Here is a 22,925-nt window from a genome sequence, read left to right as displayed (position 1 = left end):
GGTAAAATAGAACGTGTTCTTGTGTGTGACAAGCCACAGATTTTTCTTGGTCGATCGACCGGATGTGTCCCCCGCCACAGATTACGGCCAAGTATGCCGAAAGGGAATACCACGGCGGAAAACCCGCCCGGACCATTCCGGGCGGGTTCAGAATTCGAAACAGGTTCTACCGCTGGTTCGCGGCGTTCTCGGCCTCGATGATCGGCCGCAGCTTGGCCATCTGATCGAGATCGCGCACGCCCACCAGCAGCATGGTGACGCCCGCGGACTCCCACACCTTCAGCTGCTCGCGCACGTGCGCCTCGTTGCCGATGATCATGGTGTCGTGGATGAGCTCGTCCGGAACCGCCTTGGCCGCATCCTCTTTGCGATCCGAGCGGAACAGCCGGGTGATCTCGTCGACCTGCTCGCCGTAGCCCATGCGGCGGTACACCTGCGCGTGGAAGTTCATATCCTCCGCGCCCATGCCGCCGATGTAGAGCGCCATCACCGGCCGCAGGTAGGCCAGCGCCGCCTCCGGATCCTCGGTGATGACAACCTGTGCGGTAGCCGCGATTTCGAAGTCCTCCCGCGAACGCCGGGCGCCCGGGCGCGCGAAGCCCTCGTCGAGCCACTCGTTGTACATATCGGCCAGTCGCGGCGTGTAGTAGATGGCCAGCCAGCCGTCGGCGATCTCGGCGGTGAGGGCCACGTTCTTCGGGCCCTCGGCGCCCAGCCAGATCGGCAGATCCGCACGCAGCGGATGCGTGATCGACTTGAGCGGCTTGCCCAGGCCACTCGCGCCCGCACCGTTGAACGGCAGCGGATAGTGCGGCCCGGCACTGGTCACCTTGCCCTCGCGAGCCAGCACCTGCCGCACGATGTCGACGTATTCGCGGGTCCGGGCGAGCGGCTTGGCGAACGGCTGGCCGTACCAGCCCTCCACCACCTGCGGGCCCGAAACGCCGAGTCCCAGAATCGCTCTGCCGCCACTGAGGTGATCGAGGCTCAGGGCCGCCATGGCGGTGGCCGTGGGCGTGCGCGCCGACAGCTGCACCACCGAGGTGCCGAGCCGCAGCCGCGTGGTGTCCGAACCCCACCAGGCCAGGGGCGTGAAGGCGTCCGATCCCCAGGACTCGGCGGTGAACACCGCGTCGAATCCGGCCTCCTCGGCGGCCTTGATCAACTCCGGCGCGTTGGCGGGCGGTTGCGCGCCCCAATATCCGAGTTGCAAACCGAAACGCATGTGGCGTCCTTCCTTCGGGACCGGGCGTCCGCTCCCGTGCTCCCCCACCTGTGGGGTTGGCAGGAACATGACCCTTGTAGAGCTGACTCTTGCGACCGTTCTTAGAACCTGTTCTACTCGATCTCGTGACTCTGGGGAACACCGAGATACTGTCCGCACCGCTGCGGATGCAATTCGACTACACCCGCTCCACCGGACCGACCATCGGACGGTTCCTCACCGGACTGCGTTCCGGCAAGGTCGTCGGCGTGCGAGGCTCGGACGGGCGGGTCATCGTGCCGCCGGCCGAATACGACCCGAAAACCTCGGAGGCGCTGACGGATTTCGTCGACGTCGCCGACGTGGGCACCGTGCAGACCTGGTCCTGGGTGGCCGAGCCGCTGCCGGGCCAGCCCTTCGACCGGCCGTTCGCCTACGCGCTGATCAAACTGGACGGGGCCGACACCTCGATCCTGCACGCGGTGGACGTGGCCGCACCGGACGAAATCTCGACCGGCCTGCGGGTGCGCGCCCGCTGGGCGGCCGAGCGCACCGGCGACATCCACGACATCGCATGCTTCGAACCGGGCGAAACCTCGCAGGCCCCAACCTATTCCGGCGACGGCGGCGATGCGGTGACCGGGCTCATCACGCCCGTCGACCTGTCCTTCAAGCACACCGCCGCGCCGCAGGAAGGCGAATTCCTGAAGGCCATCATGGAGGGCCGCCTGCTGGGCGCGCGCGCCAAGATGGACGGCAAGGTGTACTTCCCGCCGCGCGGCGCGGACCCGCGCACCGGCGAGCCGACCGACGACTACGTCGAGGTGTCCGACAAGGGCATCGTCACCACCTTCTGCATCGTGAACGTGCCGTTCATGGGCCAGCGCATCAAGCCCCCGTACGTGGCGGCCTACATCCTGCTCGACGGCGCGGACATTCCGTTCCTGCACCTGGTGCTGGGCCTGGATGCCAGCGAGGTCCGCATGGGTCTGCGCGTCGAGGCCGTCTGGAAGCCGCGCGAGGAGTGGGGCCTGTCCATCGGCAATATCGACCACTTCCGCCCCACCGGCGAACCCGATGCCGAGTTCGACTCCTTCGCGCACCACCTCTAAGGGCTGATCACGTTGACCTACAACGCAACCGATATCGCGGTGGTGGGTTTCGCCCACGCACCGCACGTGCCGGAGACCTTCGGCACCACCAATGGCGTGGAGATGCTCGCGCCGTGCTTCACCGAGCTGTACGAGAAGCTCGGCATCACCAAGTCCGATATCGACTTCTGGTGCTCGGGTTCCTCGGATTACCTTGCCGGGCGCGCCTTCTCGTTCATCTCCGCGATCGACTCCATCGGCGCGGTGCCGCCGATCAACGAGTCGCACGTGGAGATGGACGCGGCGTGGGCACTGTACGAGGCGTGGGTGAAACTGCGCTCCGGACAGGCGCAGACGGCCCTGGTGTACGGCTTCGGGAAGCCGTCGGCGGGCACCCTGCGGCAGGTGCTGACCCTGCAGACCGATCCGTACCTGGTCGCGCCGCTGTGGCCGGACGCCGTCTCCATGGCCGGGTTGCAGGCCCGCGCGGGCCTGGACGCGGGCCGCTGGACCGAGCGCGACATGGCCGAGATCGCCGCGCGCAGTGCGGCCGACGCCGCCCGCATCGGAGCCTCCGCCACCGCGCGCACCGAGACCGATGTCGACAAGCTGCTGGCCGCGGACTATGTGGCGAATCCGTTCCGGGCCCACGACATCGCGCCGATCACCGACGGCGCGGCGGCCATCGTGCTGGCCGTGGGCGACCGCGCCCGCGAGCTGACCGATCGCCCGGCCTGGCTGACCGGTATGGCGCACTACATCGACACCCCGGTGCTGGGCGCTCGCGACCTGACCGTCTCGGACTCCACCGCGCGTGCCGCCAAGGCCGCGATCAACGGTGGCGCAACCGATTTCGACGTGGCCGAGCTGCACGCGCAGTACAGCCACGAGGAGGTCATCCTCAAGGAGGCGCTCGGCCTGAACGGCTCCACCCGGATCAATCCGTCCGGCGGCGCGCTGTCCGGTAATCCGATGTTCGCCGCGGGCCTGGAGCGCATCGGCTTCGCCGCCCGGGAAATCTTCAACGGCAATGCGAATCGTGCACTGGCACACGCCAGTTCCGGTCCCGCCTTGCAGCAGAACCTCGTCGCCACTCTGGAGGCAAAATGAGCACAGCATCGCGCAGCGATTCGGTGGGGGGTGGCGGTCGGGCGACGGGTGGGCTGACACTCCCCGCCGCGGTGCTCGGCACCGGACAAACTCATCATGTGACCAAGCGGTCGGACGTGTCCATGGCGGGCATGGTCCGGGAGGCCATCGACCGCGCCCTCGCCGATTCCGGTCTGACCATGGCCGAGATCGACGCGGTGGTGGTCGGCAAGGCCCCCGACTTCTTCGAGGGCTCCATGATGCCGGAGCTCTTCCTCGCCGACGCCCTGGGCGCGACGGGTAAGCCGCTGCTGCGCGTGCACACCGCGGGCTCGGTCGGCGGCTCCACCGGCGTGGTGGCCGCGAACATGGTGCAGGGCGGCGTGCACGGCAAGGTGCTTGCCATCGCCTGGGAGAAGCAGTCGGAATCCAATGCCATGTGGGCGCTGTCGAATCCGGTGCCCTTCACCATGCCGGTCGGCGCGGGCGCGGGCGGCTACTTCGCCCCGCACGTGCGCGCCTACATCCGCCGCGCCAACGCGCCGCTGCACATCGGCGCCATGGTGGCGGTGAAGGATCGCCGTAACGGCGCGAAGAACCCGTTCGCCCATCTGCAGCAGCCCGATATCACCATGGAGTCGGTGATGGCCTCGCAGATGCTGTGGGATCCCATCCGGTTCGACGAGACCTGCCCGTCCTCGGACGGCGCGTGCGCCATCGTGATCGGCGACGAAGCCTCGGCGAAAGCCGTTGAGGCGCAGGGCAAGAAGGTGGCGTGGATTCACGGCACCGCCATGCGCACCGAACCGCTCGCCTACGCCGGGCGCGATCAGGTGAACCCGAAGGCCGGGCAGGCCGCGGCCGCCGCGCTGTGGAAGCAGGCCGGGATCACCAATCCGCTGGAGGAGATCGACGCGGCCGAGATCTACGTCCCCTTCTCCTGGTTCGAGCCGATGTGGCTGGAGAACCTCGGCTTCATGCCGGAGGGCGAGGGCTGGAAGCTCACCGATGCGGGCGAAACCGCCATCGGCGGAAAGCTTCCCGTGAATCCGTCGGGTGGCGTGCTCTCGTCCAACCCGATCGGCGCGTCCGGCATGATCCGTTTCGCCGAGGCCGCCAAGCAGGTCATGGGCCGGGCCGGCGACTACCAGGTCGAAAACGCCCGCAAGGCGTTCGGACATGCGTACGGTGGTGGCTCACAGTACTTTTCGATGTGGGTCGTGGGAAGCGAGCAGCCGTCATGACGACGACCACCGAGCATCCGGCGCGGGTCGCCGGGTTCGCCTCGCAGGCCGCGGTGCGTGCCAAGGACAAGGCCGCCTGGGTCGCGCTGTTCGCCGCCGACGGCATCGTCGAGGACCCGGTGGGCCCGTCCTTCTTCGACCCCGAGGGCAAGGGCCATCGCGGCCCGGAAGCTATTGCGGCGTTCTGGGACAAGGCGATCGCCCCCACCGAGTCCATCGAGTTCCTCTTCGACGACTCCTTCGCCTGCGGTGGTGAGGTGGCCTTCACCGGCCGCATTCGCACCACCATGGGCGGCCAGATCATCGACGCCGAGGGCGTGTTCACCTACCGGGTGGCCGAGGACGGCAAAATCCTTGCGCTGCGGGCGTTCTGGGAGACGGAGCGAGCCATGGCGACGATGAAACCGGCCTAGATCTTTCGGTTGGGGTCCGAAGGGCAAGGCGGGCGACCGGGTTTCCGGTCGCCCGCCTTTTCGTTGCGCCCCGTCACGGTGACAAAATAAAGCGAGCGTCCAGTATCCGGACGCTCGCCGCAATGCGTTGTGGGTCAGTGCTTTACAGGGCACCCGCCGGTGTAATCCACCTGCAGTTCCTTCACCCCGTTCAACCAGCCCGAACGCAGCCGCTTGGGATCACCCAGCGCGCTGATGTCCGGCATGTGGTCGGCAATGGCGTTGAAGATCAGGTCGACTTCCAGACGTGCCAGATTCGCGCCGATGCAGAAGTGCGCGCCGGTGCCGCCGAAGGACAGGTGCGGGTTGTCCTGGCGCGTGATGTCGAAGGTGAAGGGGTCCTCGAAGACCTCTTCGTCGAAGTTGGCCGAGCGGTACAGCAGGATGACGCGCTGGCCCTTCTTGATCTGCACACCCGACAGCTCGGTGTCCTCGAGGGCGGTGCGCTGGAACATGCTCACCGGCGTCGCCCACCGAATGATCTCGTCCGCAGCGGTTTTCGGGCGTTCCCTCTTGAAAAGCTCCCACTGCTCCGGGTTCTCCATGAACGCGAGCATCCCGTGCGTGGTGGCATTGCGGGTGGTCTCGTTGCCGGCCACGGCCAGCATCATGACGAAGAAGCCGAATTCCTCGGAAGACAGTGCCTCACCGTCGATTTCGGCCTGCACGAGCTCGGTGACGATGTCATTGGCGGGGCAGGCCTTGCGGGCCTCGGCCATCTGCCAGGAGTAGCCGAGGATCTCGGTGGAGGCGACCATCGGATCGACATCACTGTCGGGATCGTCGTAGCTGGTCATCTCGTTGGACCAGCGGAACAGCTTCATCCGGTCCTCCTGCGGCACGCCGATGAGGTCGGCGATGGCCTGCAGCGGGAGCTCGGCGGCGACCTGCTCGACGAAATCGCCCGAACCGGATTCGACAGCGGCCTTGACGATCTTCTCGGCGCGATCCTTCAGCTCGGCGCGCATGCCGTTGATGACGCGCGGCGTGAAGCCCTTGGAGATGATCTTGCGAAGCTTGGTGTGCTCCGGAGCGTCCTTGTTCAGCAGCACGAAGCGCTGCATCTCGATCTGCTCGCGGGTGATCTCGTCGTTGAAACGCGGGATGGCGGTGTTCTCGTAGGTGGAGAAGACGTCGCTGCGGCGTGAGACCTCCTTCACGTCGGCGTGCTTGCTCACCACCCAGAAGCCGTCGTCCTGGAAGCCGCCCTTCTCGGGAGACTTGGCATTCCACCAGATGGGAGCCGCTTTACGGAGTTCGGTGAATTCGTCGACGGGCACGCGCTGGGCCCAGAGATCGGGGTCGGTGACGTCGAATCCGTCCGGCACATCGGGCCGGGCATGCGTATCCACCACCAGTTGACTCCTTCGTCTAACTGAAACACGTTCTACCGCTATTGAAGCATAGGCGGTAAAACTAGGGAAGGAGCCGTTAAGCGGCCTAAGTTACCTCTAAGGAACTCGTTGCAGTTCCGCGTCGGAAGGAAACCAATGGGTACACCCGTCATCGTCGAGGCCGGCCGCACTCCGATCGGCAAGCGCAACGGCTGGCTGGCCGGGCTGCACGCCGCCGAACTGCTGGGCGCGGCCCAGAAGGGCGTACTGGAGCGGGCCGAGCTCAACCCGGCCCTGGTCGAGCAGGTCATCGGCGGCTGCGTCATGCAGGTGGGCGAGCAGTCGAACAATGTCACCCGCACCGCCTGGCTGCACGCGGGGCTGCCGTGGCAGACCGGCGCGGTCACCATCGACAATCAGTGCGGTTCGGCGCAGCAGGCCGCGGGCCTGGTCGCGGGCCTCATCGCCACGGGCGCGATCGAGGTCGGCCTGGCCTGCGGCATCGAGTCCATGAGCCATGTTCCGTTGGGCGCCAACGTCGGAACGCACGCCGGTCCGCGCCGCCCCGCGTCGTGGAACCTGGACATGCCCGACCAGTTCGGGGCCGCGGAGCGAATTGCCAAGCGGCGCGGCATTACTCGCGACGATGTCGAGGAGCTGGGCGAGCGCTCGCAGCGCCTGGCCGCGCAGGCGTGGGCCGAAGGCCGGTTCGACCGCGAGGTGCTCACCATCAAGGATGCCCCGCAGGTGACCAAGGAGGGCGAACTCACCGGCGAGACCATGGATGTCACGCGCGATCAGGGACTGCGCGAGACCACCCGCGAGGGCCTGGCCAAGCTGAAGCCGGTGCTGGAGGGCGGAATTCACACCGCCGGCACCTCCTCTCAGGTGTCCGACGGCGCGGCGGCGGTGCTGCTGATGGATGAAAAGGCCGCCGAGCGTGAGGGTTTGCGCCCGCGCGCTCGCATCGTGGCGCAGTGCCTGGTCGGCGGCGAGCCCGAATTCCATTTGGACGGACCGGTACAGGCGTGCGAGCGCTTGCTCGAGCGGACCGGTATGAGCATCAACGACATCGATCTGTTCGAAATCAACGAGGCTTTCGCCTCGGTCGTGCTGTCCTGGGCCAACGTGCACAAGCCCGACTTCGACCGGGTGAACGTGAACGGCGGCGCGATCGCGCTCGGCCATCCGGTCGGCAGCACCGGATCGCGGTTGATCACAACGGCTTTGCACGAACTCGAGCGGTCGGACAAGAGCACCGCCATGATCCTCATGTGCTGCGGTGGCGCACTCGCGACGGGAACCATCATCGAGAGGTTGTAGCCGTTTCAATCATTTTGGGCCAGTTGGGGTCCGTTGCGGCCAGGTTGAACGTTCATCCCAGGCGCCGCGAAAAGTGGCGTACACCACACAATCTCCGGTACAGACAAGAAGATGAGACGTCAGCTATCTTATGGTTACTGGCGGCCCGTCCGGGAAGACCCTCGCGACGGGCCAGAACCGGCACCATTAAGCGCTCGGCAAGAACCGTGGGGGTGGCCCGCAAACGCCCAAGCCACGGACGCTTCACAGGATCACCGCCTAGAAGCTTCAAGGAAATCGCGAATCAGGCGTAGGTTTTCAGTTACTGAGCCGCTAATATCAATGATACGTATCCGAGATAACGACTGTTAGTACAGCGAAGGGAATTGGGCGGCTCACAATGGCTGATTTCGCGGCGCGGCTGAACAAGCTGTTCGAAACCGTGCATCCCCCCGGGCGAAAGCCGCACACCAACGCAGAGGTGGCGGCTGCGCTTACGGCCTCAGGCCATCCGATCTCGAAACCGTATCTCTCGCAGTTGCGGTCGGGACAGCGCACGAATCCGTCCGACGAGACGGTGGCTGCTCTGGCGAAGTTCTTCAAGGTCAAACCGGACTACTTCTTCAACGACATCTACGCGGCGAAGATCGATCACGATCTCGAGCTGCTGTCCCAGCTGCAGGGCTACGGACTTCGTCGGTTGTCGAGCAGGGCGTTCGACCTCTCCGAAGAATCTCAGAACCTCCTCACCTCCATGGCGGAGAAGCTTCGGGCAAGCGAAGGCCTGCCCGAAATTCCTCCGGACGGCACGGAATAGGCCCCGTCTCAAGGCAACACAGTGCGGCTAGCTCGGAGGCCGCACTGTGTTGGTTTGTAACAGGACTGCTCCAGGCCGTACCAGGAGCGGGCCGGGGCGCGGCTTGCAGGGCCGCGTCCCCGACCCACTGATCCATTCGGCTCGGGTGAAGTGTGTTGCACCGGTCTCAGGGCGCTGAGGCCATGTGGCGTACGACGCTGCGCCTGGTGCACTATGCACAATCCTGGCGTTGCCATGCCCGGGTCACACCGGGACACAAACCAACGAGTTTGTGCACTATGTCGTTATGAGTGCTGTGCGCGTTTCGCGGCGAATGCACCAAAACGACGATTCGAATACTGTGCCGCGTATAGCCCGGCGCAATTGCGACATTCGTAATCCGACACAAAAGAGACGGACCGGCCGGTACGAATTGTGTCGGTGTCAACCCCATAGTTCCACGGGGTTCAACCTATCGATGTTGATCTTCCCGAGATCTGCGCGCAGGGGCCTCGCGGACATCCCACTCGGCCCCGCAGCGACATCTGTACTCAGCGTTGTGCGGCGCTACGGCTCGCGGTCGGAGTACCGCTCGAAGCCTCCGCGTCGAAGGCGCGGGCAATCGCCTGGACCCACCCGCGCGGACCCACACCCGGCGGCGGCGCGATCCAACGGCCGTCGATGAGAACGTCGCCGAACGGATTGCGCGCCCACCGGGCCACCCGCTCGGCCCGCTCGGTCACCGACTCGGGCGGGGCGCCCGCCGCGGCCAGCTCCATACCGCCACCCGACTGCAGATAGAGCGCGTCCATGATCTGCGCCACTTGATCGGAAGCCTTGAGCTGTGTGGCCGATCCGGTCTGATCCTTGGCCACCACCTCCGGGAAGCGGCCGATCAGCACCCGGTGCAGGGTGCGAATCTGCTTCAGCAGCAGGCGGGCTCGCCACCACATCTCGATGACGATCCACACCGCGCCGACCGCGATGAGCAGGCTCGCCACCAGCCACGCCGGCCAGAACCAGTCCTCGGCGCCGGGGCGCGCCATCGGCATATCCATGACGTCACGCCGAATCGACAGTGCCGCAAGAACTCCCACCAGCGCGGTGCCCGAGGAATACAGGGCGATACCACGGCCCAGGGTGGTCCAGTCCAGATTGCGCACGCCGGTGACCACGATGAACAGCGACTCCAGCAGCACGATCACCCAGCCGAAGGTGATGGACCACAGCAGTGTCAGCGCCATGGCGATGGCGCCGCCCGCGTAGATCATCCAGGCGATCTGCCGCAGATTCCGGCGCGAGACCACCGGCCACGCGGCGGCCGCCACCACCGAAGTGGCGGTAGCGAAGAGAATCCACGCCGAGGTGGTCGCCCGATCGGACAACCACTGCCCGCGGATGCCGTTCTTCGCCGCATGATCCACTGCCACAGCGACATCCGGAATCGCGATGGTCACCGCGGCCGCCACCGCGGCCACCGCCACCACGATCGCGACCCGCGCGGTAGTCGCCGGTTTCACCAGCACCCGGCCCACTCGCGCCCCGGCCGCCATCCAGACCAACATGGCCGTCAACCAGAACATCATGCCGCGCCCTCCTGCGGATGTCCGAGGGCCCCTCCGTGGTTACGCACGCTGCCGCCTCCGGGGCCTGACTCGGTCATCCGAGTGCCTCGTCGAATCGAAGGACCGAGACGCCTGCGCCCCGGCTGTTGAACACACGCAGTCGGGTCATGAGCATGCTCGCGAAGGTCTCCGCCTCCCATTCGCACTGCTCGTCCTCGCCCAGGTCGACGACCTTCTGGTGGGCGCGCTGGCTGAGCATGTAGGCGATGAGATCATCGCTGGCTTCGAGCACCACCTCGGTCGCCGCCTCGCCCGGATGGTCGAAGACGATGTGGCCGAGCTCGTGCGCGAGGGTGTGGTCGCGGCTGGGCAGCGAGGTGGCCAGCACGATCACATCCCGGTCGGGATAGCTGCGGCGCTGACCGCAGACGCCGGGACCCAGTTGGGCACTGGCGATTTCGATGGGCCGACGCCGCTCGGCGGAGATGGCGAGCACCACCTCGTCGAGGGTGGTGGCGTCGAAATCGGCCGCCACCGCGCACACGGCGTCCACCGCCGCCGCCACCCGGCGGTAGGACCCGATGCTATGAGCCTTGCTCTCGGTCATCGCGGTCCCCTCACAGCCTCGGTCCGAAGAACGCGGCCCGCGCGGCGTCGATGCGCCCCTGCGCCGCCGACGCACTCTGGAAGCTCACCGCACCCGAGCCCGCACCCACCAGCGTCAACGCCACCAGGCCGCCGATCACCGACAGCACCTTGATGGGCGGCAGCGGGCTGTCGCTCGAGGTCGGCCGCACCTGCGGCATCGGTTGTGCCAGAACAGGAGTCGGTGGCGGAGGTGGCGGCGCGGCCGCCGGTTCCGGTTCCGGGGCGGGAGCCTCCGGAGCCACCACCGGCACGACCGGCGCCGGAATCGCCGGAGCCGCGGGCGGCTGCGGGATCTCCAGCGGGATCGCGGGTACCTCCGGCTCGGGCGGCGGAATCAACAGCAGCAGAAGCAGCGGTGAGGCGCAGACGGCCGCGGAACCGACACCGGCCGAGCCCACGGCCGCCGAACCCACTGCGGCGGAACCGGCTTCGGCCGAACCGACACCGGCGGAACCGACTCCCGAACCGGTGGCGGCGGAACCCGCGGCGGCAGAGCCACCCGCAGCGGAACCCAGGGCAGCAGAACCGATACCGGCGGAACCGACGGCGGCCGAACCGGTACAGAGGGCGGCCAGACCCGCGGAGCCGACCGCCGCGGAACCGACGGCGGCGGAGCCGATACCGGCCGAGCCGGTGCCGAAGAGCAGAGCGAGAGCGCCGAGACCAGCGGAACCCACTGCGGCCGAACCGGTTCCGAGCACCGAGCCGGTGCCGATACCGGCGGAGCCAAGAGCCGAACCCGTACCGGCGCCCGCCGAGCCGAGTGCGGAGCCCGTACCCACCGCAGCCGAGCCCAGCGCCGATCCGGTGCCCGCACCGGCGGAACCCACTGCCGCCGAACCGGTTCCGAGAGCCGTGGAGCCGGTGGCGAGTCCGGCCGAACCGGTGCCGAGCACGGCGGAGCCTGTCGTCGCACCGGCCGAACCCACTGCGGCGGAACCGGTGCCGAGCAGCCCTCCGATTCCGGCGGAGCCGACCGCGGCCGAACCCAGTGCGGCCGAACCGGTTCCGGCCGCGCCGAGACCGAGCAAGGCGGCGAGGACGTCATCGGGCCCGGCGACGGGATTGACGGGGATCGCGCCACCGGCCTGTCCGGGGGCGATGCCGTTCACCTGGCCCGGAGCGCCGTTCACCTGCCCGGGGGCGGCGGCCTGCGGCACGGGCACGCTCAGGGCCGGGTCGTCGCTCGCGGGCGCGGGCTCCAGGTCGAGGCCGCCGGGCTGCGCATCGGCGGTGACCGGCCCGAGCATCGCCGAACCGGCGACAGCTGCGGTCACTGCCACCAAGCGCAATGCACGACCAAAGATCATGCGACAGCCATCCCCTCATCGAGTTTTGCGCAGTCGGCTTTTCGTCCCCACCCGGTGTGGGAAGTCCAACCCGCCAGGCAGGCTGGAGCGGTAGAGCCCGGTCGCCCCGATTGCCGGACCTTTGCGGAACGCGGTCATAGTAACGGCCACCAGGCCGGCCCGCACAAGTCTTGGTGGCATTAGGGGTGCTTACAAACCGTACGCCTGCCAACCACCCGATGTACCGGATATGAACAAGAGCCCCAGCGCAATTGGGCATTTGCCCAATGCCTCACACCCATCAGGAGCCTCACCAGTCACCGATATCGCTGGTCCAAGACCCTCAATGCGGACTTAACGGACAGCAAAACATCAGCAGGTCAGAGGCTTTCAGCGCCGCGTGTGTATTGCATCACATTCTGCGCTCGATCAGGATGACGGAGATGTCCGGAAAGCAAGCATCGCCGGTATCCCAGTGGGATACCGGCGATGAAAGTAGCTGCCGCGACCGGAGATCAGGCTCCGTAGACCGGCTCCGGGGTGGTGGCCTTACCCAGCAGATCGCGCACCACCGGACCCAGCTCGGCCGGCTCCCAGCGCGCACCGCGATCGATGGACGCGCCGTGCCGCCAGCCGTCGGCCACGGTCACCTTGCCACCCTCGACCTCGAACATGCGACCCGTGACACCGGCGGAATCGGCCGAACCCAGCCAGACCACCAGCGGCGAAACGTTTTCCGGGGCCATGGCGTCGAAGCCGTCCTCCGGAGCCGCCATCATGTCCGCGAACACCGTCTCGGTCATCCGGGTGCGCGCCGCGGGGGCGATCGCGTTCACGGTGATGCCGTACCGCGCGAATTCGGCTGAGGCCGTGAGGGTCAGACCCGCGATACCGGCCTTGGCGGCCGAGTAGTTGCCCTGGCCGACGCTGCCCAGCAGGCCCGCGCCCGAACTGGTGTTGATGATGCGCGCCTCGGGGGTCCGGCCCGCCTTGGCCTCGTTGCGCCAGTACTCGGCGGCATGCCGCATGGGCGCGAAATGGCCCTTCAGGTGCACCTTGATGACGGCGTCCCACTCGTCCTCACCGAGGTTGACGAGCATGCGGTCGCGGACGATACCGGCATTGTTCACCAGCACGTCCAGCCGCCCGAACGCCTCGACGGCACTCGCGATGAGCCGCCGCGCACCCTCCCAGTCGGAGATGTCGTCACCGTTCACCACGGCCTCGCCACCGAGCGCCTTGATCTCCTCGACCACCTGCGCGGCCGGCGAATCCGGGCTCGGCGCGCCATCCAGCTCGGCCCCGAGGTCGTTCACCACGACCTTCGCACCCGCGGCGGCGAAGGCCAGCGCATGCGCCCGCCCGATACCCCGGCCCGCACCGGTCACGATGACCACGCGGCCGTCGCAGATCTTGTTGTCGGTCATATCGAATACCTCGCTGATGAGTGAGAGGAGGGAATTCGGGGGCTGCGCCCCCGACATCCCCGGAAGAGGGAAGGGCTCGTGGCCGCGGTGTCAGCGGCCGCCTGCGACGGCGGGGACATCCGCGGTCGACGCTTCGAGGAAGGCGGGCTTCTCGCCGCCACCGTGCACCACGAGCGCACCGCCGCTGATGTAGGCGGCCAGCGGGGAGGCGAGGAAGGCGGCGGTGTGGCCGATGTCCTCGGGGGCGGCCATGCGGCCCAGCGGAACCGTGCTGCTGACTGCGGCGACACCGTCCTCGTCGCCGTAGTGCAGATGCGAACTCTCGGTCTCGACCATGCCGCAGATGACCGAGTTCACCCGGACCTTGGGCGCCCACTCGACGGCCAACGACGAAACCAGGCTGTCCACACCGGCTTTCGCCGCACCGTAGGCGGCGGTGCCCGGGGACGCCCGGTGGCCGCTCACGCTGGAGATCATCACGATCGAGCCGCCGGACTCCTGCTTCTGCATCACCTCGTTGGCGACCTGCGAGACCAGCAGGGGCGCGAGCAGGTTCAGCTGCACGATTTTGGAGTGGAAGTTGGCGCTGGCGTCGGCGGCCAAGGCGAAGGGCGCGCCACCGGCGTTGTTCACCACGGTGTCGAGCCGCCCGTACTTCTCGACGATCGCGTCGATGAGACCGCGCACCGATTCGGGGTCGCGCACATCGCAGGGCAGGAAGTCGATCTCCCGCCCACTGCTCGCGACGGGTTCGTCCGCGGGGCGGCGCGCGCACGCCACCACGGTTGCTCCGGCGTCCAGGAAAACCCGGGAGATTCCCGCGCCGACTCCCCGCACGCCACCGGTCACCAGGACCACAGAACCGGAGAGGTTCACTTCGATTGCCACCGTGCTAACCTACCAAGCACTTGCTTGTTTTGCCAACGATGGGACATTCGATGGGGATCAACCGTCACACCGAAACCGAGGGCGTCGAAGTCGTCACTGTCGACTACCCGCCGGTCAACGCCCTGCCGTCGGACGGCTGGTTCGCCCTGGCCGACGCCATCCGCGAAGCCGGCCGCAACCCGGAGACCCGGGTCGTCGTACTGCGCGCCGAAGGTCGCGGCTTCAACGCCGGTGTCGACATCAAGGAGATGAACGCCGACGTCGGCCACACCAAGCTGATCCGGGCCAACCACGGTTGCTTCGAGGCCTTCGCCGCCGTCTACGACTGCCAGGTCCCCGTGGTCACCGCCGTCAACGGCTTCTGCCTCGGCGGCGGCATCGGCCTGGTCGGTAATTCGGATGTGATCGTGGCTTCGGATGACGCGACTTTCGGTCTGCCCGAAGTCGATCGCGGGGCGCTCGGCGCGGCCACCCATCTCGCGCGACTGGTCCCCCAGCATCTGATGCGCACCATGTTCTACACCGCGGGCACCCTCACCGCGCAGCAGCTGCACCACTACGGCTCGGTGTTCAAGGTGGTGCCGCGCGCCGAACTCGACGCCGCCGCAATGGAAGTCGCCAAGAACATCGCCAACAAGGACGGCCGCGTGATCCGCGCCGCCAAGCGGGCGCTGAACGGCATCGACGTGCAGGACGTGCACCGGTCCTACCGCTACGAGCAGGGTTTCACCATGGAGCTCAACCTCGCGGGTGTCGCCGATGAGATCCGGGCGCGCTTCGACGACGATATCGCCGCGCAGAAGAAGGAGAAGTAAAAGCCATGCGCGACAAGCGAATGTCGCTCGACGAGGTCGTCGGCGAACTGCGCAGCGGGATGACCATCGGTCTCGGCGGCTGGGGCTCCCGGCGCAAGCCGCTGGCCCTGGTCCGCGCGATTCTGCGTTCGGATATCAAGGATTTGACGGTCGTCACCTATGGCGGACCGGATCTGGGCCTGCTGTGCTCGGCCGGCAAGGTGCGAAAGGCGTACTACGGCTTCGTATCCCTGGACTCCGCGCCGTTCTACGACCCGTGGTTCGCCAAGGCGCGCACCGAGGGCGCGATCACCGTGCGCGAAATGGACGAGGGCATGGTGAAGTGCGGCCTGCAGGCCGCCGCCGCCCGCCTGCCGTTCCTGCCCATCCGCGCCGGATTGGGTTCTGCCGTCATCGATTTCTGGGAGGGCGAACTGAAGACCGTCGAGTCGCCGTACCCGACCGACGGCAAGACCGAGACCCTCGTCGCCATGCCCGCGCTCAACCTGGATGCCGCCTTCGTGCACCTGGATCTGGGCGACAAGCACGGCAATGCCGCCTACACCGGCGTCGACCCGTACTTCGATGATCTCTACATGCTCTCCGCCGAGAAGCGCTACCTGTCGGTGGATCAGCTCGTCGAGACCGAGGAACTGGTGAAAGCCGTTCCGCAGCAGGCGATCATCCTCAACCGCATGATGGTCGACGGCGTGGTCGAGGCCCCCGGCGGCGCGCACTTCACCTTCTCCGGCAGCTACGGCCGCGACGAGAAGTTCCAGCGCCACTATGTGGAGGCCGCCAAGACGCCCGAGTCGTGGGCCGAGTTCAAGGCCCGCTACCTGGACGTCTCGGAAGCCGAATACCAGGCCGCCGTCCAGGCTTTCGCCGAGGAGCAGCAGAAATGAGCGAGAACATCACAGCATCGCAGGGCGATTCCACGAGGGGTGGTGGTCGGGCGACGGGTGGGCCCATCACCCGGGCCGAGGTCTGCGTCGTCGCGGCGGCCGAGATCTTCCGGGGCGCGGGCGAGATCATGGCCAGCCCGATGTCCACCGTCACCACCATCGGTGCGCGACTGGCGCGGCTGACCTTCGAACCGGATCTGCTGCTGTCCGACGGTGAGGCGCTGTTCTTCGCCGAGGTTCCGGCCATCGGCGGGAAGGCTCCGATCGAGGGCTGGATTCCGTTCTCCAAGGTGTTCGACGTGGTCGCGTCCGGCCGCAGGCACGTGGTGATGGGCGCGAATCAGCTCGATAGGTACGGCAATCAGAACCTGTCGGCCTTCGGTCCGCTGCAGCAGCCGTCGCGGCAGATGTTCGGTGTGCGCGGCGCGCCGGGCAACACCATCAACCACGCCACCAGCTACTTCGTGCCCAAGCACAACAGGCGGGTGTTCGGGGACTCGGTCGATATCGTCTCCGGCATCGGTTACGACAAGATCGATCCCGAGAATCCGGCCTTCCGGTTCCACCACCTGCATCGCGTGGTGTCGAACCTGGGCGTCTTCGACTACAACGGCCCGGATCACACCATGCGCGCGCTGTCGCTGCACCCGGGCGTGACCGCCGACGAGGTCGCCGAGAACACCTCCTTCGAGGTGGCCGGGCTGGCCGAAGCGGGCGAAACCCGTTGGCCCACCGAGGAAGAGCTCACCATCATCCGGACGGTGCTCGATCCCAAGGGCTTCCGTGAGAAGGAAGTGCAGGCATGACCGCGCGGCTGCGGACGCCGCTGACCGAACTGGTCGGCATCGAGCATCCGATCGTGCAGACCGGCATGGGCTGGGTCGCCGGTCCGGGCCTGGTCGCCGCCACCGCGAACGCGGGCGGGCTGGGCATTTTGGCCTCGGCCACCATGAACCTCGACGAACTCGAGGTGGCCATCGCCAAGACGAAGGCGAAGACCGACAAGCCGTTCGGCGTGAACATCCGTGCCGACCTGTCGGACGCCCCGGACCGAATCGAGATGATGATCCGCGAGGGCGTGAAGGTGGCCTCGTTCGCGCTGGCTCCCAAGAAGGAGCTCATCGCGCGGCTCAAGGACAACGGCGTGGTGGTCATGCCGTCCATCGGCGCCGCCAAGCATGCGGTGAAGGTGGCGTCCTGGGGCGCGGACGCCGTGATCGTGCAGGGCGGTGAGGGCGGCGGTCATACCGGTTCCGTCGCAACGACTCTGCTGCTGCCGTCGGTGCTCGACGCGGTGGATATTCCGGTGGTCGCCGGTGGCGGCTTCTTCGACGGCCGTGGCCTGGCCGCGGCGCTGTCCTACGGTGCGGCCGGTGTCGCCATGGGCACCCGCTTCCTGCTCACCCAGGACAGCAGCGTGCCGGATTCGGTGAAGCAGGAGTACCTGCAGCGCGGGCTACAGGACACCGTCGTCTCCACCAAGGTCGACGGCATGCCGCACCGCGTGCTGAAGACGGAGCTGGTCGAGAAGCTGGAACATTCGGGTCGCACCCGGGGTCTGGTCGCGGCGCTGGTCAACGCCGCCAAGTTCAAGAGCATGACCGGTATGAAGTGGACGACCATGGCCAAAGAGGGGCTCAACACCCGCAAGCACAAGGATCTCACCTGGTCCCAGGTGGTCATGGGTGCGAATACCCCGATGCTGCTGAAAGCCGGTCTGGTGGAAGGCAATACGCAGGCGGGCGTGCTGGCCTCGGGTCAGGTGGCGGGCATCATCGAGGATCTTCCGACCTGCCAGGAGCTCATCGACCGGATCATCGAGGAAGCCGTGGAACGCATCGACGGCCTCGCGAAATACCGTGTGGCGGATACGGAGTCAGCCACAGCCTGACCAATTCCCCTCGAGCGCTGCGGAAGTACGCCCCGCAGCGCCCTCGAACCGCGCGGTGGACACAATCCCCGCGCACTCCAACGGATTCGGACCACCATGTCCGATCCGTTCGCACGACCGCGAACCTCGGTTGTGCACGGGCCGTCCCCGGAACCTCTCGCCCGGGGGCGGCTTCCGCGCGTTCCGGGCCGGTTTCCACGCGGAAGCCCGGCGACCGCCGTGACGGAACGCGGCCTACTTCTTGCGCGGCACTCCGGAGGCCAAGCCAAGAACGAAGTCCAGCACCGGCGTCGGGGTGAGGCTCGCGGCGATCAGCTGCGCCTTGCCCGCGAGCCCGACCACGTACCGCGCCTTGGGACGGCTCGCGGTGAGCGCCTTCCCGACGTCGTTCACCACGGTCTCCACCGGGGCGGTGATCTTGGGAACCCGCTCGGACATGGTGCGCAGTCCGCGCAGGTGGCCGCCGTAGAGCGCCTGCTGCTCCGGGGTGAGCCGGGCGATGGTGTCGTCGACCATCTGCGTCGCGCCGGTCCACAGATCGGTGTCGATCGGGCCGGGTTCCACCAGCGAGGTGCGAATCCCCCACGGCCGCAGTTCGATTCGCAGCGCGTCGACCAGGCCCTCCAGCGCGAACTTGGAGGAGTTGTAGGCGCCCGTGCCGGGTGTGGCGATGCGTCCGCTGAGCGAGGAGATGAACACGATCCGGCCGCGCGTGGACCGCAGCCGCGGCAGCACCGCCTGCGTGACGGCCAACGCGCCGAAGACGTTCACCTCGAACTGGGTGCGCAGCGCGTCCAGATCGAGCAGTTCGACCGGCCCGTCCTCGACGATGCCCGCATTGTTGACCACCGCGGTCAGGTCCGCGGGCAACACCTCGTCGAGGGCGGCGACATGCTTGGCGTCGGTGACATCCAACAGCACCGGCGTGATGCGGGAATCCTGCGCCGCCAGCGCCTCACCGTCGGACAGGTTGCGGACACCGGCGTAGACCTGCCAGCCGTCCTGCGCCAGCCGCAGGCTGATGGCCTTGCCGATCCCCCGGGCCGCGCCGGTCACCAAAACAGAACTCATGCGGTCAGCCTAGTTCCGGCGCGGCGGGAAGGTCGGGTCTCGTCGCCCGGCTCCGGGCCGCGCGCCCCGGACAGCCACTTACGTGCCACGACGAAATAGATGTGCCAGGAGCTCTCCCGGCTGCGACCATGGCCCCATGGGGAATGTCCTGATTGTCGGAGATCTACACGGCAACTCCAGCCACGCGCTGGCGCTGCTGCAGGTCGCGGTGCGCAACGACTGCGAGAAGATCTTCGCGGTGGGCGATTTCGGCGCCTGGGAGCACATCCCCTCCGGCCGTCGTTACTTCGACGTGGTCAACAAGGCCGCCCGCAAGGCCGGCGTCACCGTCTACTTCCTCGACGGCAACCACGACAAGAGCTCCCTGCTGCACGAGTACTACAGCGAACGCCGCGACGACGAGGGCTTCCTGCTCTGCCGCAAATTCGTCCGCTACGCCCCGCGCGGCCACCGCTGGACCTGGGACGACACCACTTTCGCCGCCTTCGGTGGCGCCTACTCCACCGACAAGCACTGGCGCCTGGCCCGCGAGGCCCGCCGCGACGACCTCACCGGTTCCCGCAGACAGCGCGTCACCACCGGCACCCTCTGGTTCCCCGAAGAGGAGATGACCGACCAGGAACTCGACGACCTCCTGGAAGCCGACAGCTCACCCGTGGACATCCTGCTCACCCACGACAAACCGCGGGCCTCATCCCCCAAGTTCAACCGCAAGAACAAACCCGAATGCTTCCCCAACCAGGACCGCGTCCAACGCCTCGTCGAAACCCTGCACCCCACCATCCTTTTCCACGGCCACCTGCACTACCGCTACACCGACTCCATCCCCTCGACCGACACCCACCGCACCCGCGTCGAAGGCCTCGCCGCCGACCCCAACGCGTCCCAGCACCCCGCCTACTCCCCCGATCACTCCTGGCACATCCTCCCCCTGCCCTACTCGGTCGACGCCTTGACCGAGCCTGCCGCAGGTTGAACCGGGAGCAAACAGTCGGGGACGATCCAGCGATTGCGACTGCAACTGTGGACTCGAACGCTACTTCTTGCTCGTGTCGGTGGGCTCGTCGTAGGAGGAGGTGCCCTCGTCCAGGAGGGGCTCTTCGACCTTGTAGTGGGCCGGTGCGAACAGGCGCAGGGCGTGGTAGCCGGTGATGACCACGAGGGTGCCCAGGGCGATGCCGCTGAGGGTGAAGGTGTCGGTGAACTTCATGCTCACATTGCCGATGCCGATGATGAGGCCGGCCGCGGCGGGGACCAGGTTCAGGGGATTGCGGAGGTCGACCCTGGCGTTGGTCCAGATCTGCGCGCCGAGCAGGCCGATCATGCCGTAGAGGATGACGGTGATGCCGCCCAGGACGCCGCCGGGAATGGCGGCGACCACCGCGCCGAATTTGGGGCAGAGGCCGAAGAGGAGGGCGAAAGCCGCTGCGGCCCAATAGGCCGCCGTCGAGTACACGCGGGTAGCGGCCATGACGCCGATGTTCTCAGAGTAGGTGGTGTTCGGGGGGCCGCCCACGGCCGTGGAGAGCATGGAGGCCGCGCCGTCCGCAGCGATCGCCGTGCCGAGTTTGTTGTCGAGGGACGTGCCGGTGATCTCGCCTACCGCTTTGACGTGGCCCGCGTTCTCGGCGACCAGGGCGATGACCACGGGGAGCGCGACGAGGATGGCCGACCACTCGAAGGAGGGGGCGTGCAGGGTGGGGAGGCCGATCCAGTCCGCCTTGCCCACGCCGGACAGGTCCAGACGCCAGTGGTCGGTGACCGCGCCGGAGCCGTCGGCGGAGTGGATCTTGCCGAAGAGGCGGTCGAAGAGCCAGGAGATGCCGTAACCGAAGATCAAACCGAGGAAAATGGCTATGCGCGACCAGAATCCGCGCAGGCCGACCACGGCCAGACCGGTGAAGAGCATGACCAGCAGGGCCGTCCACTGGTCCTGGGGCCAGTAGGTGGAAGCGGTCACGGGGGCCAGGTTGAAGCCGATCAACATGACCACCGCGCCGGTCACCACCGGCGGCATGGCGGCGTGGATGATGCGGGCGCCGAACTTCTGCACCGCCAGACCGATGAGGAACAGCGCCGCACCGACCGCGAGACACGCGCCGGTGACCGTCGCACTGCTGCCGCCCTGAGCCCGGATGACCGCCGCGACCCCGACGAAGGACAGCGAACAACCCAGATAGCTGGGCACTTTGCCGCGAGTGGCGAGCAGGAACACTATCGTCGCGACGCCCGACATCATGATGGCGAGGTTCGGGTCCAAGCCCATCAGCACCGGCGCGACGAAACTGGCGCCGAACATGGCCACCACATGCTGTGCACCCAATCCGGCGGTGCGCGGCCACGACAGCCGCTCATCCGGTTTCACCACAACGCCCGGAGCGGGCGTACGCCCGTCCCCGTGCAGCGTCCAGCGGACACCCAGATCCATAACAGCCCGCTTTCTCCTGAGTCCGGGAAACGATCCCGGACATCGTAGTTCGGGCAAACCGACAGCTTCGCAACCCCACGCGGGTTCCAGACCAGCACAGTTCCGCGAACGCCCGTAATCGGCGCGAACGATCTCTCCTCCCTCGTCACCGCCCGTGCCCGGGCCAAAGTCGACGGCGTCGCCCCGTCCCCCGGCCTGATATCCGCCATCCGGCTGGCCCGGGACGTGACAGCTCAGCGCGGCATCGAACTCGCCGTGGCCGGGTACTTGAACGCCGACCTACTCGAAGCCTGCCGCACCCTCGGACTGGACGAAGCGGCGATCCACTACCACGACCTCCCGCGTCTGCTCGGCCCCGAATGGTCCGATCTCCCCGACCTCGACCTGCTCACCGAGATCAAGCGAAAAACCTTGCACGACATAGCTACCCGATCAGCGGGCGCTGACTCAGCGCAGTCCGTACCGCCGCTGCACATCCGGTGGGAGGGCGTAGGGATTCTCGTAGTCCGGATCCTCGAACTCGTTGAAGGGCTCGGGTTCCGGGAGGGGCGCGGCGAGCTCGCGTCCCGGCGGCGCGGCGGTGGGGGTATGCGATTCCGCTTCTGCCGCAACCTCTTCCGCGAGCAGGCGGCGGGTCATCGACACCACCATCGGGTCGTCGGCGAGCTCCCGCCGCAGGTCTCCCACCTGCTCCCCCGCATGTCGCAGCGCTCGCGCGTGGGCCTCCGAAATCGCCTGTGCCAGCTGCGGATTCCCCACGTCCAAGCCGGTGATGCGACCGTCCGCACCCACCTCGATCCGCACCCCCGGCACGGTGGCGCACCCGCGCACCTGCTCGACGGCCTCCTGCACCCGCCGAGCCTTCTGACCCAGCTCCTCGAACCGCCGCTCGACCGACATCGGATTCAGCTCCCTAGGGGTGGTTCACGACGGACGGCATGGTGTCGACATCCGTTTTCGGCGCCGGTCGCGGAAAGCACGGCGACGAAACGGTGAGGTAGACGTCGTTTCCCGTATTGCGCCCGGCGACCAGCCGATAGCCGTCCGTGGAGTCCACGTACACGTCGTAGTCGCTGCCGGGTTCGCCCCGCCGCTTCACGACTCGCATGCCCTTGTCCTCCCATGACTGCACGACGGTGTCGACATGTCGGTCACCCGAGCCGGACGGCAGGCCGAGCACCCAGTAGTTGAGGCCGAAGTTCACCGGGCCACCCGTTTTCGAGGCCTTGTCGTCGCAGCCGACGATGCTCCCCCGGGAAAACCCGCGCCCGTCAGGGGATTGCGGATGCACGCTCGACAGGTAGGCACCGGCGGGCAGTTCGGAAAGAGTCTCGGTCATGTACTGGAGGGATCGGCTCTGCGCCTGCTCCAGGGTCAGATTTTCGTCCACACCCGTTCCTTCCGTCGTTCCGCATGACGCGACCGCCAGCAGGCCGAGGCCGAGGGGTACGGCCCGGATGATTCGCATGGCTCTCCTCTTCACTGACCGGCGGAATATCACCGAAGA

At 67.3% G+C, this 22,925-nt stretch carries 22 protein-coding genes; 11 read left to right on the top strand and 11 right to left on the bottom strand.

Annotated elements, in window-relative coordinates; genetic code table 11:
* Nucleotides 1-166: 166 nt before the first annotated feature.
* Nucleotides 167-1,225, bottom strand: a complete 1,059-nt coding sequence (locus tag JK358_RS24105; RefSeq protein WP_201950836.1) for an LLM class F420-dependent oxidoreductase — start codon at nt 1,223-1,225, stop codon at nt 167-169.
* Nucleotides 1,226-1,392: 167 nt separating this feature from the next.
* Between JK358_RS24105 and JK358_RS24100 the strand changes: the two genes are divergently transcribed.
* From JK358_RS24100 to JK358_RS24085, 4 genes are read left to right on the top strand one after another with little or no spacing between them, the layout of a single operon-like run.
* Nucleotides 1,393-2,316: a Zn-ribbon domain-containing OB-fold protein gene (locus JK358_RS24100; protein ID WP_201951473.1), complete on the top strand. Its 924-nt coding sequence runs from the start codon at nt 1,393-1,395 to the stop codon at nt 2,314-2,316.
* 12 nt (nt 2,317-2,328) lie between these two features.
* Nucleotides 2,329-3,405 carry a thiolase family protein gene (locus JK358_RS24095; RefSeq protein WP_201950834.1) on the top strand — a complete coding sequence of 359 codons (1,077 nt, stop codon included), beginning with the start codon at nt 2,329-2,331 and terminating at the stop codon, nt 3,403-3,405.
* Between the two features lie 53 nt (nt 3,406-3,458).
* Entirely contained in the window at nt 3,459-4,628 is a 1,170-nt protein-coding gene (locus tag JK358_RS24090) for a thiolase family protein (protein ID WP_232851841.1), read from the top strand.
* Nucleotides 4,625-5,041, top strand: coding sequence for a nuclear transport factor 2 family protein (locus tag JK358_RS24085; protein ID WP_201950829.1), 417 nt, complete (start codon nt 4,625-4,627; stop codon nt 5,039-5,041). The genes JK358_RS24090 and JK358_RS24085 overlap by 4 nt, the downstream gene beginning before the upstream one ends.
* Nucleotides 5,042-5,175: 134 nt before the next feature.
* Here JK358_RS24085 and JK358_RS24080 read toward each other — a convergent pair whose 3' ends face one another.
* Nucleotides 5,176-6,438 (bottom strand): cytochrome P450, encoded by a 1,263-nt coding sequence (locus JK358_RS24080; protein WP_201951460.1) that lies wholly within the window; start codon nt 6,436-6,438, stop codon nt 5,176-5,178.
* Nucleotides 6,439-6,570: 132 nt separating this feature from the next.
* On the opposite strand from JK358_RS24080, the gene JK358_RS24075 reads away from it, so the two are divergent.
* Together JK358_RS24075 and JK358_RS24070 are read left to right on the top strand one after the other, a co-directional pair.
* Nucleotides 6,571-7,737, top strand: a complete 1,167-nt coding sequence (locus tag JK358_RS24075; RefSeq protein WP_201950826.1) for a steroid 3-ketoacyl-CoA thiolase — start codon at nt 6,571-6,573, stop codon at nt 7,735-7,737.
* A 379-nt stretch (nt 7,738-8,116) separates the two neighbouring features.
* The gene (locus tag JK358_RS24070) at nt 8,117-8,533 is read left to right on the top strand and encodes a helix-turn-helix domain-containing protein (protein WP_011207048.1); all 417 of its coding nucleotides are present in this window, start codon (nt 8,117-8,119) and stop codon (nt 8,531-8,533) included.
* 530 nt (nt 8,534-9,063) lie between these two features.
* Here the strand turns inward: JK358_RS24070 and JK358_RS24065 are convergent.
* From JK358_RS24065 to JK358_RS24045, 5 genes are all read right to left on the bottom strand, one after another.
* Nucleotides 9,064-10,098: a hypothetical protein gene (locus JK358_RS24065; protein ID WP_201950816.1), complete on the bottom strand. Its 1,035-nt coding sequence runs from the start codon at nt 10,096-10,098 to the stop codon at nt 9,064-9,066.
* 73 nt (nt 10,099-10,171) lie between these two features.
* On the bottom strand, nt 10,172-10,684 hold the full coding sequence (locus tag JK358_RS24060; RefSeq protein ID WP_201950814.1) for an ImmA/IrrE family metallo-endopeptidase: 513 nt from the start codon (nt 10,682-10,684) through the stop codon (nt 10,172-10,174).
* A gap of 10 nt (nt 10,685-10,694) precedes the next feature.
* Nucleotides 10,695-12,008, bottom strand: a complete 1,314-nt coding sequence (locus JK358_RS24055; protein ID WP_201950803.1) for a TrbL/VirB6 family protein — start codon at nt 12,006-12,008, stop codon at nt 10,695-10,697.
* 521 nt (nt 12,009-12,529) lie between these two features.
* Nucleotides 12,530-13,441: an SDR family oxidoreductase gene (locus JK358_RS24050; protein ID WP_201950801.1), complete on the bottom strand. Its 912-nt coding sequence runs from the start codon at nt 13,439-13,441 to the stop codon at nt 12,530-12,532.
* A gap of 90 nt (nt 13,442-13,531) precedes the next feature.
* Nucleotides 13,532-14,329: an SDR family oxidoreductase gene (locus tag JK358_RS24045; protein ID WP_372440710.1), complete on the bottom strand. Its 798-nt coding sequence runs from the start codon at nt 14,327-14,329 to the stop codon at nt 13,532-13,534.
* A gap of 50 nt (nt 14,330-14,379) precedes the next feature.
* On the opposite strand from JK358_RS24045, the gene JK358_RS24040 reads away from it, so the two are divergent.
* Genes JK358_RS24040 through JK358_RS24025 form a run of 4 tightly spaced genes read left to right on the top strand, consistent with a single transcriptional unit; the run spans nt 14,380 to nt 17,919 of the window.
* Entirely contained in the window at nt 14,380-15,144 is a 765-nt protein-coding gene (locus JK358_RS24040) for an enoyl-CoA hydratase family protein (RefSeq protein WP_201950798.1), read from the top strand.
* Nucleotides 15,145-15,149: 5 nt separating this feature from the next.
* Complete coding sequence (locus tag JK358_RS24035) at nt 15,150-16,028, top strand: CoA transferase subunit A (RefSeq protein WP_201950796.1); 879 nt, start codon at nt 15,150-15,152, stop codon at nt 16,026-16,028.
* Entirely contained in the window at nt 16,025-16,834 is an 810-nt protein-coding gene (locus tag JK358_RS24030; protein ID WP_232851778.1) for a CoA-transferase subunit beta, read from the top strand. The genes JK358_RS24035 and JK358_RS24030 overlap by 4 nt, the downstream gene beginning before the upstream one ends.
* Nucleotides 16,831-17,919, top strand: a complete 1,089-nt coding sequence (locus tag JK358_RS24025; protein WP_201950794.1) for an NAD(P)H-dependent flavin oxidoreductase — start codon at nt 16,831-16,833, stop codon at nt 17,917-17,919. Before JK358_RS24030 ends, JK358_RS24025 begins: the two co-directional genes overlap by 4 nt.
* A gap of 234 nt (nt 17,920-18,153) precedes the next feature.
* Here JK358_RS24025 and JK358_RS24020 read toward each other — a convergent pair whose 3' ends face one another.
* Nucleotides 18,154-18,990 (bottom strand): SDR family oxidoreductase, encoded by an 837-nt coding sequence (locus tag JK358_RS24020; RefSeq protein WP_201950783.1) that lies wholly within the window; start codon nt 18,988-18,990, stop codon nt 18,154-18,156.
* Between the two features lie 136 nt (nt 18,991-19,126).
* Here JK358_RS24020 and JK358_RS24015 point away from each other — a divergent pair, with 136 nt between their 5' ends.
* Nucleotides 19,127-19,966 carry a metallophosphoesterase family protein gene (locus tag JK358_RS24015; protein ID WP_201950780.1) on the top strand — a complete coding sequence of 280 codons (840 nt, stop codon included), beginning with the start codon at nt 19,127-19,129 and terminating at the stop codon, nt 19,964-19,966.
* 60 nt (nt 19,967-20,026) lie between these two features.
* On the opposite strand, the gene JK358_RS24010 is transcribed toward JK358_RS24015, so the two are convergent.
* The 3 genes from JK358_RS24010 to JK358_RS24000 form a co-directional block, all read right to left on the bottom strand.
* Nucleotides 20,027-21,418, bottom strand: coding sequence for a uracil-xanthine permease family protein (locus tag JK358_RS24010; protein ID WP_201950777.1), 1,392 nt, complete (start codon nt 21,416-21,418; stop codon nt 20,027-20,029).
* Between the two features lie 447 nt (nt 21,419-21,865).
* Nucleotides 21,866-22,318 (bottom strand): YbaB/EbfC family nucleoid-associated protein, encoded by a 453-nt coding sequence (locus tag JK358_RS24005; protein ID WP_201950774.1) that lies wholly within the window; start codon nt 22,316-22,318, stop codon nt 21,866-21,868.
* A 13-nt stretch (nt 22,319-22,331) separates the two neighbouring features.
* Nucleotides 22,332-22,808 (bottom strand): hypothetical protein, encoded by a 477-nt coding sequence (locus JK358_RS24000; RefSeq protein ID WP_201950771.1) that lies wholly within the window; start codon nt 22,806-22,808, stop codon nt 22,332-22,334.
* Nucleotides 22,809-22,925: the final 117 nt, after the last annotated feature.

This window comes from Nocardia acididurans (assembly GCF_016741815.1).
Lineage (GTDB): Bacteria > Actinomycetota > Actinomycetes > Mycobacteriales > Mycobacteriaceae > Nocardia > Nocardia acididurans.
This window is presented reverse-complemented; position numbering and strand designations above follow the sequence as displayed.